Origin of the sequence: Streptomonospora halophila (assembly GCF_039542725.1) — a bacterium.
GTDB classification, from domain to species: domain Bacteria; phylum Actinomycetota; class Actinomycetes; order Streptosporangiales; family Streptosporangiaceae; genus Streptomonospora; species Streptomonospora halophila.
Map to the genome: position 1 here is coordinate 245,172 of NZ_BAABIK010000002.1, position 13,031 is coordinate 258,202.

At 74.4% G+C, this 13,031-nt stretch carries 12 protein-coding genes; 4 read left to right on the top strand and 8 right to left on the bottom strand.

Annotated elements, in window-relative coordinates:
• Window positions 1–87: 87 nt before the first annotated feature.
• Window positions 88–708, top strand: a complete 621-nt coding sequence (locus tag ABEA15_RS03300) for a CGNR zinc finger domain-containing protein (RefSeq protein WP_345555416.1) — start codon at window positions 88–90, stop codon at window positions 706–708.
• Window positions 709–760: 52 nt separating this feature from the next.
• Here the strand turns inward: ABEA15_RS03300 and ABEA15_RS03305 are convergent, their stop codons facing one another.
• Window positions 761–1,792, bottom strand: a complete 1,032-nt coding sequence (locus tag ABEA15_RS03305; RefSeq protein WP_345555418.1) for a methyltransferase — start codon at window positions 1,790–1,792, stop codon at window positions 761–763.
• Between the two features lie 340 nt (window positions 1,793–2,132).
• Here ABEA15_RS03305 and ABEA15_RS03310 point away from each other — a divergent pair, with 340 nt between their 5' ends.
• Window positions 2,133–3,050 (top strand): methionyl-tRNA formyltransferase, encoded by a 918-nt coding sequence (locus tag ABEA15_RS03310; RefSeq protein ID WP_345555420.1) that lies wholly within the window; start codon window positions 2,133–2,135, stop codon window positions 3,048–3,050.
• Here ABEA15_RS03310 and ABEA15_RS03315 read toward each other — a convergent pair.
• Together ABEA15_RS03315 and ABEA15_RS03320 are read right to left on the bottom strand one after the other, a co-directional pair.
• Window positions 3,047–3,298: a hypothetical protein gene (locus ABEA15_RS03315; protein ID WP_345555422.1), complete on the bottom strand. Its 252-nt coding sequence runs from the start codon at window positions 3,296–3,298 to the stop codon at window positions 3,047–3,049. The genes ABEA15_RS03310 and ABEA15_RS03315 overlap by 4 nt on opposite strands.
• Window positions 3,299–3,424: 126 nt before the next feature.
• A complete protein-coding gene (locus ABEA15_RS03320; RefSeq protein WP_345555424.1) occupies window positions 3,425–4,420 on the bottom strand; it encodes a LacI family DNA-binding transcriptional regulator in 996 nt (331 codons plus the stop codon).
• A gap of 499 nt (window positions 4,421–4,919) precedes the next feature.
• Here ABEA15_RS03320 and ABEA15_RS03325 point away from each other — a divergent pair, with 499 nt between their 5' ends.
• A complete protein-coding gene (locus ABEA15_RS03325) occupies window positions 4,920–6,347 on the top strand; it encodes a glycoside hydrolase family 16 protein (RefSeq protein WP_345555425.1) in 1,428 nt (475 codons plus the stop codon).
• A gap of 149 nt (window positions 6,348–6,496) precedes the next feature.
• On the opposite strand, the gene ABEA15_RS03330 is transcribed toward ABEA15_RS03325, so the two are convergent.
• The 5 genes from ABEA15_RS03330 to ABEA15_RS03350 form a co-directional block, all read right to left on the bottom strand.
• A complete protein-coding gene (locus tag ABEA15_RS03330) occupies window positions 6,497–7,957 on the bottom strand; it encodes an FGGY family carbohydrate kinase (protein WP_345555426.1) in 1,461 nt (486 codons plus the stop codon).
• Window positions 7,954–9,006, bottom strand: a complete 1,053-nt coding sequence (locus ABEA15_RS03335) for a 2-hydroxyacid dehydrogenase (RefSeq protein ID WP_345555427.1) — start codon at window positions 9,004–9,006, stop codon at window positions 7,954–7,956. The genes ABEA15_RS03330 and ABEA15_RS03335 overlap by 4 nt, the downstream gene beginning before the upstream one ends.
• A 79-nt stretch (window positions 9,007–9,085) precedes the next feature.
• On the bottom strand, window positions 9,086–9,538 hold the full coding sequence (locus tag ABEA15_RS03340) for a ribose-5-phosphate isomerase (protein ID WP_344147808.1): 453 nt from the start codon (window positions 9,536–9,538) through the stop codon (window positions 9,086–9,088).
• 8 nt (window positions 9,539–9,546) lie between these two features.
• Window positions 9,547–11,319: a dihydroxyacetone kinase family protein gene (locus tag ABEA15_RS03345; protein ID WP_345555428.1), complete on the bottom strand. Its 1,773-nt coding sequence runs from the start codon at window positions 11,317–11,319 to the stop codon at window positions 9,547–9,549.
• Window positions 11,319–12,014: an HAD family hydrolase gene (locus ABEA15_RS03350; protein ID WP_344147802.1), complete on the bottom strand. Its 696-nt coding sequence runs from the start codon at window positions 12,012–12,014 to the stop codon at window positions 11,319–11,321. The genes ABEA15_RS03345 and ABEA15_RS03350 overlap by 1 nt, the downstream gene beginning before the upstream one ends.
• Before the next feature lie 202 nt (window positions 12,015–12,216).
• On the opposite strand from ABEA15_RS03350, the gene ABEA15_RS03355 reads away from it, so the two are divergent.
• Window positions 12,217–13,008, top strand: coding sequence for a DeoR/GlpR family DNA-binding transcription regulator (locus ABEA15_RS03355; protein ID WP_344147799.1), 792 nt, complete (start codon window positions 12,217–12,219; stop codon window positions 13,006–13,008).
• Window positions 13,009–13,031: the final 23 nt, after the last annotated feature.

A 13,031-nucleotide genomic window follows, 5' to 3' on the forward strand; every position in this document is an offset into this window, starting at 1 on the left:
CCGCCCGCATGGCCGGGGCGGGTCGAACCGCGTCGCTGTAAGGACTAAAGTGGCTTTTAACAGAACCTAGCGGGAGGCTCCCAGCCGATGCAAGTTGCCTTGGACGACTACGTGTGGGCGGCCGGGGTCGCGACCGAACTGGTCAACACCTCCGCCGAGGTGTGGCGGGGCGAGGACCGGCTGCCCGACGCGGCCGCCCTCGCCGCGTTCGCCGACCTGCACGGCGACCGGTCCGAGGACGGGGCCCCCGGCACGCTGTCCGAACTGGCCCGCCGCGTCGGCGCCGCCGACCTCCGTGCGGTCCACGCGCTCCGGGCGAACGTGCGGGACCTGATCGACCACCCCGACCGCGGCCGCCTCGTCGCCGGCGCCACCGCGCTCACCCGGCCCGCCCGGGGCGCCACTTTGGTCGCCGACCCCGCACACCGGAGCCGCACGCGCTGGGCGGCCCCGCTCCGCGACGGCGCGACCGTGGCCGAGGCCCTGTCGCTGGTCTGCGGCGTCGGGATCCTCGGCGCCGTGCACACCCTCGGCGAGCAGCGGTTCCGCCCGTGCGGCGCACCCACCTGCCGCGGCGTGTTCATCGACACCACCCGGCCCGGCCGCCGCCGCTACTGCATGCCCGGCCTGTGCGGCAACCGGGTCAACGTCGCCAACCACCGCGCCCGCCGAGCCGCCGCGGACCATCGCCGCCCCGGCACCGAATGACCCGCTGACAGGCGACCGCCGGTCCGCCCGGTACGTCGCCGGTCGAGGCGCCTCAGACCGGGACCGCCTCGATGGCGCTGAACCCCGCGGCCAGCGGGACGACGTCGGACACGGCGAAGCCCGATGCGGCGCAGAGGGCGTCGAAGTCGTCTCGCGTGCGCTCGCGGCCGCCCACGTTGACCAGCATGTTCAGGTCGGTCAGGTACAGGCCGGAGAACCCCTCGGGCGGGACGGTGGCGGGCAGCACGGGCTCCACGATGAGCAGCCGGCCGTGGTCCGGGACCACCGCGCGGACGTGGGACAGGATCGTCGCCGCCCGCCGGTCGTCCCAGTCGTGCACGATGCTCTTGAGCAGGTAGACGTCGGCGCCGGCGGGGACGCCCTCGAAGAAGTCGCCGGCGGCGACGGTGCAGCGGTCGGCGACGCCGGCCTCCTCCAGGCGCCCCGGCGCCTGCGCCGCGCCTTCGGCCGTGTCGAACACGGTGCCGCGCATGCCGGGGTTGGCGCCCAGCACGGCGGCGATCAGCGTTCCGTCCCCGCCGCCGATGTCCATGACGGCGGCGGCGGAGGCGAATTCGTAGCGGGCGGGCAGCGCATCGGCCACGCTCCGGGTGCCCTGGCTCATCGCCGTGTTGAACAGTGCGGACAACTCCGGGTCGGTGCCCAGGTGGCTGAAGAAGTCGGTGCCGAACATGCGGTCGAACGAGGTCTCGCCGGTACGCAGGCTCTCGTCGATCCCCTCCCAGGCGCGCATCATCGCCGGGTCGGTGAACATCCGGACCATGCCGCGCACCGAGTCGGGGCGGTCGCTACGCAGCAGCGCGCCCGCGCCGGAGACGCCGAACCGCCCGGGCTCCTCCTCGGTCAGCAGGCCCAGCGCCGCGAGTGCGCGCATCAGCCGGCTCGCCGACTGCTGCGGCAGCCCCAAGTCGCCCGCCAGGTCCTCCGCCGACCGCCGACCGTCGCCGATCAGGTCGACCAGGCCGGTCCGCGCCGCCGCCCCCAGCGCGTGGGATGCCATGTACCCGAGCATCAACCGCATTACCGCCCGCCGCTGATCGGCGGCTTCATCTCCGTTCGCCATCGGACGAGCCTAGCCGCGCCCGGACGGCCGGTGCCAGAGCCGGCGCCGCCGCGCCTGTGCCGGGGCCGCTTGCGGCCGTGGAGCGCGCGGTTCCGGCGGGTGCACCGCGGACGCGGTCGGGTCCCGGCGGACCGTGCCGCAGGAGGCCGCCGAGGACCTGCTGACCTGAGCCCGGCGCCCGACCTGCCCCCTCCTGCGCTCTGACCGGCGGGGACGCGAACCGGCCCGAGAACCCGGACCTCCCGGCCGCGGGCGGGTCGCAGCGGGTCCGAAGCCATCCGGTACCTTGCCGAAAGGCTCATACGGGGGGATCCACGTCCATCTCGGCCGGGAGTGATATATGCGTGTTGCCATCATCGGGCAGGCGGCCTTCGGAGAAGCGGTGCTCCGGCGGCTGCAGGAGGACGGCGTGACCGTCGCCTGCGTCGCGGCACCGGAGCCGGCCGGCGGCGGCCGGGAGGACCCCCTGTGGACCGCGAGCGCGGCGGCGGGCGTCCCGCGGGTGCCGACCAGCAGCCTCAAGGAGCCCGGCGGCCTCGTGAAGTGGAAGGAGTTCGAGGCCGACTTCTGCCTCATGGCGTTCGTCACCGAGCTTCTGCCCGAGGACGTGTTCACCCAGCCCGAGCACGGAACGGCGCAGTACCACCCCAGCCTGCTGCCGCTGCACCGCGGCAAGTCGGCGATCAACTGGGCTGTCATCAACGGGGAGAAGGAGACCGGCCTGAGCGTGTTCTGGCCGGACGACGGCATCGACACCGGTCCGGTCCTGCTGCAGAAGCGGTGCGAGATCGGGCCCGACGACACCGTCGGCAGCCTCTACTTCGACCGCCTCTTCCCTCTGGGGGTGGACGCCATGTCCGAGGCGGTGTCGCTGGTGGCGGCCGGCGACGCACCGCGCATCGAGCAGGACCACGCCGGCGCCACGTTCGAGCCCGCGTGCCGCGACGAGCACGCCGAGATCCACTGGCACCGCCCCGCCCAGACTGTCTACGACCTGGTGCGGGGCTGCGACCCGCAGCCGGGCGCGTGGACCCGCTTCGACGGGGAGAAGCTGCGGTTCCTCGACTGCCGCCTCACCGGAGAACAGCGCCCCGGCATGCCCGGCCATGTCCTCGACGTCGACGACGACGGCTTCTCGGTCCGGCTCAACGGCGGCGTGCTGCGCGTCGGGCGGGTGCGCCACACCCGCAGAGGCAAGCTCCCCGCCGGCGAATGGGCCGCCCACGTCGGCCTCTCCAGCGGGTTCCGCTTCCGCTAGGGGCACGCCTCCCCCGCGCTCCGCCCTGCCGCCGGGCGTGCGCGGGACGGCCCCCGAGCCCCGGCCCGCCGCGCAGGGCCCGGGGCCGGGCGCGCACGGCCGCGGGCCGGGCCGGCCCTCGACTTGGGCAGCCCGGAGTCGACGACGTCCTGGAAGGTCACGCTTCCCCGCTCGGCGACGAAGTCGACGATCTCCAGCGCCCTGCCGGCGGACTTGACCTTCTTCGCCGGATGCTCCGCTGCGGTCACCGTCGACCCCCTCTCCCGTGCGAGCGCCGTCGCCCCAGCCTAGGCCCGCCCGAGCCCCGCCGGCCGAGGGGCCTGCACGGCAGCACCGGTGCGGGGCGCGGCGGCGGCGCGGTGGGCGGCCGGAGCTCAGGCGGACTCGCGGACGACCAGTTCGGTGGGCAGCACGACGCGGTCGCTCTCGCGCTCTTCGGGCGGGGTGAGGACCAGCCCGACCATGGCGGTGGCCTGTTCGACGACCGGGTGGCGGACCGTGGTCAGCGGCGGGTCGGTGAAGCTCGCGGCCTCGATGTCGTCGAAGCCGACCACCGCCACGTCGTCGGGCACGCGGCGCCCGGCCCTGCGCAGCGTCTGCAGGGCGCCGATGGCCATCAGGTCGTTGGCGGCGAAGACCGCGTCGAGGCCGGGGTCGTCCTCGAGCAAATGGCGCATCGCCGTGGCGCCGGAGGCCCGGGTGAAGTCGCCGACGGCCACGATCGCGCGGCGGTCCGCCGAGCGCAGCGCGTCGCGGTACCCGGTGAGCCGGTCCTGCCCGGCGGTCATGTCCTGCGGCCCGGCGATCGCCGCGATGCGGCGGCGGCCGACGCCGCTCAGGTGCCGCACGGCCTGCTCGGCGCCGCCCACGTTGTCGTTGTCGACGTGCGGCAGGTCCACGGCAGGGCGCCCGTAGGAGACGGCGGGCACGTCCATGCGCGCGACGGCGCCCGGAAGCGGGTCGGCGCCGTGCATGGACAGCAGCATGACCCCGTCGACGTGCCCGCCGGAGACGTAGTCCTCCACCCGGGCCTGGGCCTGCGGGGAACTGGCCAGCATCAGCACCGCCTGCTTGCCGGCCGCCTCCAGCTCACTGCTCACGGTGCGCACCACCAGGGAGAACAGCGGATCGTCGGAGAAGACGCGGGTCGGCGGCTCGGAGACGACCAGGGCGATCGAGTCCGTCTGCCGGGTGACCAGGCTGCGCGCCGCGGAGTTGGGGACGTAGCCCAGTTCGGCGACGGCGCGCAGAACGGCGTCGCGGATCTCGGGGTCGACGGTGGTCCGCCCGTTGACCACACGCGACACCGTGGCACGGGACACCCGCGCGCGAGCGGCGACCGCCTCCAATGTGGGACGTCTGCTACCCAATGATCCTCCCTGCCGCAGCCGGCCGCATTGCCGGGGAGCGCTCTCTGACGTGGACCGCCGCTCCGAATGTTCCCTGGTTCGCCAACGCGGCCGGCGCCACCGCCTCCCACCCCGCCCCGGCGATCGCGGAACGGCCGCGTGCGGGCGCGCCGACGCGCTCGCCCGGCACCGGGCGGCCGGCCGGCTCGGCGGTTCTACCGCGCGTTCCCATCATTCCAGTTCGCGCCCCTCTTTCGGAAGAAGAAGGGGTTCGGCACCCCGCGCACCGGTCCGCCCGAGCCGAATCCGAATGCCCGACCCGCCTTGCCCGCCCGTGTGAAGTGTGCCATGTTCGGTATGCGAGAGAGCGCTCTCTCGCCAACGCCTGCCACCACCCCTTCCGGGGTCTCCGCCACACGGGTCCGCCGAAGCACCCGGGGCGGAAAGGCACCGCGACTGACCGATCCATCCCCCACCTGCGAAACGTATGGAAATGCGACACGTAAGGAAAGAGGTCAGAATGGAGAGCAACCGGCCCTCCAGGAACCGGCGCCGGCGCAGACTCCTCGCCGCCCTCGCCGCGTTCGTCCTCCCGATCTCCATGGCGACCACGGCAAGCGCCCCCGCCCAGGCCGACCTGCCCCCCGACCCCGAGGGCTGGAACCTGGTGTGGAGCGACGACTTCAAAGGCCAGGCCGGCTCCCTGCCCGACGCCGACGACTGGATCGTCGACACCGGCACCTCCTACCCCGGCGGTCCGGCCAACTGGGGCACCGGCGAGATCCAGACCTACACCGACAATCCCGAGAACATCGGCCTGGACGGGCAGGGCAACCTGCGCATCACCCCGCGCCGCGACTCCTCGGGCCAGTGGACCTCGGCCCGGATCGAGACCCGGCGGGCCGACTTCAAACCCGCCGACGGCGAGACCCTGCGCATCGAGGGCCGGATCCAGGTCCCCGACGTCACCGGCCAGGAGGCCCTCGGCTACTGGCCGGCGTTCTGGGCGCTGGGCTCGCCCTACCGCGGCGAGTACTGGAACTGGCCCGGCGTGGGCGAGTTCGACATCATGGAGAACGTCAACGGGATCGACTCGGTCTGGGGCGTGCTCCACTGCGGGGTCTCCCCCGGCGGACCGTGCAACGAGACCCAGGGGCTCGGAGGCAGCCGCGCCTGCCCCGGCTCCACGTGCCAGTCGACCTTCCACACCTACAGCTTCGAGTGGGACCGCACCGGCTCCTCCAGCCAACTGCGCTGGTACGTCGACGGACAGCAGTACCACAGCGTCGACCAGGGCCAGGTCGGCGCCTCGGCGTGGAGCGACATGACGAGCCACGCGGGCTACTTCATCCTGCTCAACGTCGCCATGGGCGGCGCCTTCCCCGACGGGGTGCAGGGCAGCGCCACCCCCACCGGCGCGACGCGGCCCGGCGAGCCGATGGTCGTCGACTACGTCGCCGTGTGGGAGACCGGATCCGGCGACGGCGGCGGTGACGACGGAGGTGGCGACGACGGAGGTGGCGACGGCGGCGGCGTGGACGCCCGCTCCACCATCCAGGGCGAGGACTACCAGGGTCAGTCGGGCACCGCACTGGAGACCACCTCCGACTCCGGAGGCGGGCAGAACGTCGCCCAGCTCGCCGACGGCGACTGGCTCCGCTTCGACGGGGTCGACTTCGGCTCCACCGCCGCGCACCAGTTCAAGGCCCGGGTGGCCTCGGGCGCGGCGGCGGGGGTAAGCGGCCTGGTGGAGGTCCGGCTGGACAGCCGCACCGCCGCACCGGTCGCGAGCTTCGCCGTCGGCAACACCGGCGGCTGGCAGAGCTGGCGCACCGTCCCCGCGAACATGGACGCGGTGAGCGGGACCCACACCGTCTACGTGACGTTCTCCAGCGGCCAGCCGGCCGACTTCGTGAACCTGAACTGGTTCACGTTCTCCACCGCCTGACCCCGCTCGCCGGGGAACCGCGCGACGGCGACGGCCGCGCGGTTCCCCGGCTCCCCCGCCGGCCCCGGTCCGCGTGCCCGCCCGCCGACTCCGGCGGGCGGGGCCCGTGTCCGCGGCCGCGGCCGCGCAGTCGCAAGCGGAAGCCCGCGTCAGGCGGGCGCGTCCGAGGCCCACAGCGCACGCGCGCTGTCCAGGTGCGCGCGGTAGCGGGCATAGCCTTCGGCGTAGCGGGCGCTCGTCTCGGTGCGGGGGGCGATCCGCTCCCCCTGGGCGAGCCAGCGCGCCTCGTCGGGCGCGTCGCCGAGGGCCCGCCAGGCCGCGGCCGTGGCGCCGCGCACCCCGATGGCGTCGTCGGAGGGCAGGACCACCGGCCGCCCCAGGACGTCGGCGAAGACCTGCATCCACGCGCGCGAGCGGCTTCCGCCGCCGCAGACGGCCAGCTCGCCGGCCAGACCGGCCGCCTCCAGGCAGTGCCGGGCCGCGTAGGCGATGCTCTCGCAGACCGCGCGGACGACGTCGGCGCGCTCGGTACCCAGGTTGACCCCGGTGAGCTGGCCGCGGGCCCAGGGGTCCACGAACGGCGCCCGCTCGCCCGACTCCGCCAGGAACGGCAGGGCCGACACGCCGCGGGCTCCGGGCGGGCTCGCCTCCAGCAGCGGCTCCACCTCGCCGATCCCCAGGCCCAGCAGGTCCAGCAGCCAGTCCAGGCCGGCCGTGCCGACCATGGCCGGCATCGCGCGGGAGAACCGGTCCGGCCGGTCGGTGCACAGCCACATTCCGGCGGGTTCGCCGCCGGGCTCCACGTCCACCCGGTCGGCGACGACCTGGCAGGCCAGGGTCGTGCCCACGGTGAGCAGGCCGTCGCCGACCTCGCTGAGCCCGCTGCCGAGCAGGCAGGCGGGCAGGTCGAACGGACCGCCGGTCACGGGGGTGCCCTCCGGCAGGTCCAGCAGCCGGGCCCCGCGCCGGTCGAGGGAGAACAGGCGGTGCGGCTCGGCGGGCTCGGGCAGCAGCCGGCGCCACCGCTCGACGCCGCACTCGGCCAGTGCCTCGGAGTTGTAGGTGCGGGTGCCCACGTCCAGGAAGGGCAGCGAGGCGTCGGAGGCGTCCACGGTGATCTCGCCGGTCAGATGCTGGGCGATCGCGTCGACGCAGTAGCCGGCCACCGCGGAGCGCTCCAGCGCCTCGGGCTCCTCGCGGTCCAGCGCGGCCAGCAGCGGGCCGTGGGCGCCCGGGAACATCCCCTGGCCGGTCAGCCGGTGCACCCGCGCCATGGTGCCGTCCTCGTACCACCGCCGCACCAGGTCGCCGGCGCGCCCGTCGAGCCAGGAGACGGCGCGCCGGGTGGGGCGGCCGTCGGCGTCGCGCAGCCAGAGCCCGTCGCCCTGCCCGGTCAGGGCGACGGCGGTGACCGGTTCCGGCCGGGCGGCGGCGACCTTGCGCACGACCGAGGAGACGGTCGCCAAAACCTCGTCCAGCTCCTGCTCGACCCGGGCGCCGCCGCCGCGGTGCAGGGTGGTCGGCTCCTCGGCCTCGGCCACCGCGCGGCCGTCGCGGTCGAAGACGGCGGCCTTGGTCACCGTCGTGCCCACGTCGACGCCGATGATCATGCGCGCACCTCCCGCACCTCGGGGTTGGCCAGGTGGCGGGGCGCTTGGCCGCGCAGATAGCGACCCACCTCACCAGCGACGATACGCGCAGCGCGCTCGGCGGTCTGCCGGGTGGCGCCCGCCAGGTGCGGGGTGGTGACCACGTTGTCCAGCCCGCGCAGGGGCCAGTCGGCGGGCGGCGGCTCGACGTCGTAGACGTCCAGCGCGAGCGCGCCGAGCCGGCCGCTGTGCAGCGCGTCGGGCAGCGGCGCGTGGTCGAGCAGCCCGCCGCGCGCCGTGTTGACCAGTACCGCGCCGCGCGGCATGAGGGCCAGCCGGTCGGCGTCGATCAGGTTGCGGGTCTCCTCGGTCAGGCGCGCGTGCAGGCTGACCACGGTGCAGGTGGAGAGCAGCTCCTCCAGCCCGACCAGGCGCACGCCGTCCTCCTCGGCCGTGGCTTTGTCGGTGTAGGGGTCGCTGACCAGCACGTGCGCACCGAACGCGCGCAGGATGCGGGCGACGATCCGCCCGATGGCGCCGTAGCCCACGAGACCCACCGCGGTGCCGTCCAGCTCGACCCCGGCCTGGTCGTAGGCGTAGAAGTCGCCGCGCCAGCGGCCCTCGCGCATCTCGGCGTCGGCGGCGGGCACCCGGCGCAGCGCCGCGAGGATCATCGCGATCGCGTACTCGGCGGCCGCGGTGGCGTTGCGGCCGGGTGCGTAGGTCACGGCGACGCCGGCGCGGGTGGCCGCCTCCAGATCCACGTTCACGGGCCCGCCCCGGCACACCGACACCAGGCGCAGGCCGGGGCAGGCGTCGATGACCCGGGAGGTCACCGGTGCCATCTGGGTCATGCAGACCTCGGCCCCGCGCAGGGCCGCGATCACCTGCTCCTCGGTCCCGCTGGCCTCCTCGACTCCGCCGACGGGGCCGAACGGCTCGACGGGCCAGGGCAGGTGCAGCCGGGTGGCCTCCAAGGGCTCCAGCCGATCGGCGCCGGTCTCCTCCTCCAAGGCGGTCACCAGCAGGTCCGGGCTGACGAAGTTGTCACCCGCGGCCAGTACTCGCATGTCGGCTCCTGTTCGAGTTCGCGTCGTCGATACCCCGTCGGGGGGCTGCGGATTCGGGGACGAGGCCGTCCGCCGCGGCTCAGGCCTGTTCGTAGTCGCTGATGCGGGCGACCTTGGCCGCGCTCGCCGACTCGGGGTCGAAGACGTGGCCGATCCACTCGGTGACGATCCGCTTCGCCAGCTCGGGCCCGATCACCCGGGCCCCCATCGTCAGCACCTGGCAGTCATTGGACTTGACCGAGCGCTCGGCGGAGTAGGAGTCGTGGGCGACGGTCGCGCGCACCCCGGGGACCTTGTTGGCCGAGATGCACATGCCGATGCCGGTGCCGCACACCAGCAGGGCGCGTTCGACCTCGCCCGCGGCGACCGCCTCGGCGGCGGCGATGCCCAGCAGGGGGTAGGCCCGGTCGTCGGCGGCGTCGGGGACGCCGAGGTCGCGGACCTCGGCGATGCGCCCGTCCGCGCGCAGCAGGTCCCGCAGCTCGTTCTTCAGCGCCACTCCGGCGTTGTCGGCCGCGACGGCGATCTTCATGGCGTGCTTCACCGGCTTTCGGGGTCGTTGTCGGCGGGCGCGGAGCACCGGGCGTCGAGGACGCCGCCCACGGCCCGGGCCATCAGCGCCAGCGAGGTGGCTCCGGCGTCGGCGTGGCCGAGGCCGCGTTCGCCCAGGCGGGCGGCGCGTCCGCGCTTGGCGGGCATGTCGGCGGTGGCGCGGGCGGCGGCGGTGGCGGCGGCCGCGGCGGCCGACCAGGCGGCCGCCAGCGGCGCGCCCGCGCGCGCGTGCTCGGCGAGGATGTCGCGGAAGGGGGCGAGCGCGTCGAGCAGGGTCTTCTCGCCGACGGCGCCGCCGCCGAGCTCGCAGACGGCGTCGAAGGCGGCTTCGACCGAGGGGGCGACCAGTTTCGCGGTGACCGGCGCCGGCCCGGCTTCGGCCAGCCCGCCGCCGATCTCGGTGAGCAGCAGCCCGTAGAGGGCGCCCGATGCGCCGCCGGCCGCGTCGGCCAGGGCCGTACCGGCCAGCAGCAGCGCCCGGCCCGCGTCCTCGGCGCTGTAGCCGGGGCCGGAGCGGCGGGCGGCCGCGGCGGCCGCGCGCAGCCCGCGGACGATGCCCTGGCCGTGGTCGCCGTCGCCGGCGACCGCGTCGAGCCGGCCGAGCTCCTGCTCGTTGTCCTCCACCGCGGCCAGCGCCGCCTCCAGCGCCTCGGCCGCGACGCCGCCGCCGGTGCCCGGTCGCGCATCGGCCGCGCTCTCAGCGGACGAGGACGCCGAGCCCGCGCGGGAGGCGGTCCGGGGCCGGGGCACAGCGGGCTCGGCGACGGGGGTCAGGGTGTAGGCCGGGCTCTGGCACGGCTGGTCGTAGAGGTCGGCCAGTTCGTCGTCGAGCACCATCAGCGACAGCGACAGCCCCGCCATGTCCAGGGAGGTCACGAACTCGCCCACCTCGGGGCGGTGCGCGGCGACCCCTTCCTCGGCCAGGCGGTTGTGCACGCGGGAGTAGCAGACGAACAGGTCCTCGTAGGGGGTCTGGCCCAGACCGTTGAGCAGCACGGCCGCGCGTGCGCCGCCGGCGGCTTCGGGCAGCTCGGGCAGCAGGGTGTCGACGAGCACGTCGGCCAGCCCGGCCGGGTCCTGCGCGGGCACGCGCCGCAGCCCGGCCTCGCCGTGGATGCCCAGTCCCAGCTCCATCGTGCCCGGCGCCACGCTGAACAGCGGCTCGTCCTGGCCCGGCAGAGTGCACCCGCCGAATGCGGCGCCGAAGGTGCGGGTCATGGCGTTGGCGCGGGCCGCCACGCGGGCGACGCCGTCGAGGTCGTAGCCGCGTGCCGCGGCGGCCGCGGCGATCCGGTAGACGAAGAACCCGCCGGCGACTCCGCGGCGCTGCGCGGCCTCCTCCGGCGATCCGCTGGCGACGTCGTCGGTCACCAGCACGGTGCGGGAGTCGACGCCCTCGGCGGCGAGCCGGCGGGCGGCCAGCCCGAAGTGCATCACGTCGCCGGAGTAGTTGCCGTAGCTGAAGAACACGCCCGCGCCGCCGTCGACCGCCCGCGCGGTGCGGTAGACCTGCTCGGCGCTGGGGCTGGTGAACACGTCGCCCACGACGGCGGCGTCGACCAGGCCCGGACCCACCAGGCCCGCGAAGGCCGGGTAGTGGCCGCAGCCCCCGCCGATGACCACGCTGACGCGGCCCTGCTCAGGGGAGCGTGCGCTCATCACGCCGTACGCGTCGGGCACGGGCGCGACCAGCCGGGAGTAGGAGCTGCACAGGCCCTCCAGCCAGGAGGTCTTGTATGCGGCGGGGTCGGCCGTGGACATCAGCTGCTCCTCGGGGCCTCGGCGCGGCCGAGCAGCCGCAGCAGCCGGGCGCACACGTCGGCGAGGTCGCCGGCCTCCTCGGCGGCCAGCGCGAGCGCATCGGGCGCCGGACGGTAGCCGGGGGCCTGGTTGGGCAGCGCGACCACGGTCATCTCGGCGGCGTGGGCGGCCCGGATGCCGTTGGAGGAGTCCTCGACGGCGGCGCAGTCGATGCCCTGCCGGCCGATCCGCGAAGCAGCCTCCAGGTAGACGTCGGGGTGCGGCTTGCCGCGCTCGACCTCGGCGCTGGAGACCGTGGCGCTGAAGCGGTCGACGAGACCGTGGCCGCGCAGCACGGCGTCGATGAGCCGGCGCGGCGCGGAGGAGGCGAGGGCGATGGGCACCTCGGCGCTGACGGCCTTCACGGTCTCGCGCGCACCGGGGAGCAGGTCCACGCGCTCCTGCTCGAAGGCCCCCACCATGCCGTCGACGACCGCGCGCTCGGTCCCGGCCTCGCTCTCACCGGCGCCCGACATCCGGTTGAGGTAGTGCGCCCACTCGCGCGAGCTCATGCCCTGGACGGTCGCGGTGTCCTCGGAGGTCCACTGCGCGCCGTGGCGGGCGGCGTAGCCCGACCACATCTCTTCCCACAGGTGGTCGCTCTCGATCAATACGCCGTCGAGGTCGAACACCACGGCGCTGAGTCTGCTGCTCATCGCATCCTCTCATCCACCTTCATGACATGTATGGCGTTAAATTAACACGATGAAAGTTATTTAGCCATGCCCCGGTGTTACCGCTCGGGTCGGCACCGCTCCGCCGCCGGACCTGTCGCCTCCGGGGCGCGGCCCCGCTCCGCTAGCGTCGGACGAGCAGTGCAGCATCCAGCAGCCGGCCGACATCGAGGACAGGGGTCCCATGAGCACCCGACGCGGCGAATCCCGCCCCCAGGAAGCTCGCCAGCAGGCCATCGCCGAGTTCGTCGCCAAGCAGGGCTCCGCGACGGCGGTCGAGCTGGCCGAGCTGACCGGCGTCAGTGTTATGACGGTGCACCGCGACCTCGACGAGCTGGCGCGGCGCGGCCTGCTGCGCAAGTTCCGCGGCGGTGTCTCGGCCCAGCCCTCGACCGTCTTCGAGAGCGACGCCGAGTACCGCCTCAACGCGCGCATCGACCAGAAGCGCGCCATCGCCGCCCGCGCCGTGGAGCTCGTCGAGCCGGGCGGCTCGGTCATGCTCGACGACTCCACCACCGCACTGCAGCTCGCGACGCTGCTGGAGCCGCTCGCGCCGCTGACCGTGGTCACCAACTACCGCCGCACCATCGACGAGGTGTGTGCGATGAAGGACGTCCGGCTCATAGCGCTGGGCGGCGACTACTTCCGCACCCACGACTCCTTCAACGGCCTGCCCTGCACCGAGGCCATCGCCTCGGTCAGCGTCGACACCGCGTTCCTCAGCACCTCGGCCATGACCGCGGCGATGACCTACCACCAGGAGCAGGAGATCGTCGTGGTCAAGCGGGCCATGCTCGCCGCGGCCGCGACCAAGGTGCTGCTCATGGACTCCAGCAAGATGCCGCGCACCGCGCTGCACCACCTGGCGCCGGTGGACGCCTACGACCGCGTGATCGTCGACGACGGCGTCGATCCCGTCCTCCTGGCGGAGCTGCGCGACCGCGTGGAGGTGGAGGTCGCGACGACGAATCACTAGTTAACGCCTTGCGTGTTAATTTC

Bases quoted from the DNA above. Each gene is read 5' to 3' on its own strand.
- ABEA15_RS03300 (WP_345555416.1), top strand. From the start codon at position 88: ATGCAAGTTGCCTTGGACGACTACGTGTGGGCGGCCGGGGTCGCGACC.
- ABEA15_RS03305 (WP_345555418.1), bottom strand. From the start codon at position 1,792: ATGGCGAACGGAGATGAAGCCGCCGATCAGCGGCGGGCGGTAATGCGG.
- ABEA15_RS03310 (WP_345555420.1), top strand. From the start codon at position 2,133: ATGCGTGTTGCCATCATCGGGCAGGCGGCCTTCGGAGAAGCGGTGCTC.
- ABEA15_RS03325 (WP_345555425.1), top strand. From the start codon at position 4,920: ATGGAGAGCAACCGGCCCTCCAGGAACCGGCGCCGGCGCAGACTCCTC.
- ABEA15_RS03330 (WP_345555426.1), bottom strand. From the start codon at position 7,957: ATGATCATCGGCGTCGACGTGGGCACGACGGTGACCAAGGCCGCCGTC.
- ABEA15_RS03335 (WP_345555427.1), bottom strand. From the start codon at position 9,006: ATGCGAGTACTGGCCGCGGGTGACAACTTCGTCAGCCCGGACCTGCTG.
- ABEA15_RS03340 (WP_344147808.1), bottom strand. From the start codon at position 9,538: ATGAAGATCGCCGTCGCGGCCGACAACGCCGGAGTGGCGCTGAAGAAC.
- ABEA15_RS03345 (WP_345555428.1), bottom strand. From the start codon at position 11,319: ATGTCCACGGCCGACCCCGCCGCATACAAGACCTCCTGGCTGGAGGGC.
- ABEA15_RS03350 (WP_344147802.1), bottom strand. From the start codon at position 12,014: ATGAGCAGCAGACTCAGCGCCGTGGTGTTCGACCTCGACGGCGTATTG.
- ABEA15_RS03355 (WP_344147799.1), top strand. From the start codon at position 12,217: ATGAGCACCCGACGCGGCGAATCCCGCCCCCAGGAAGCTCGCCAGCAG.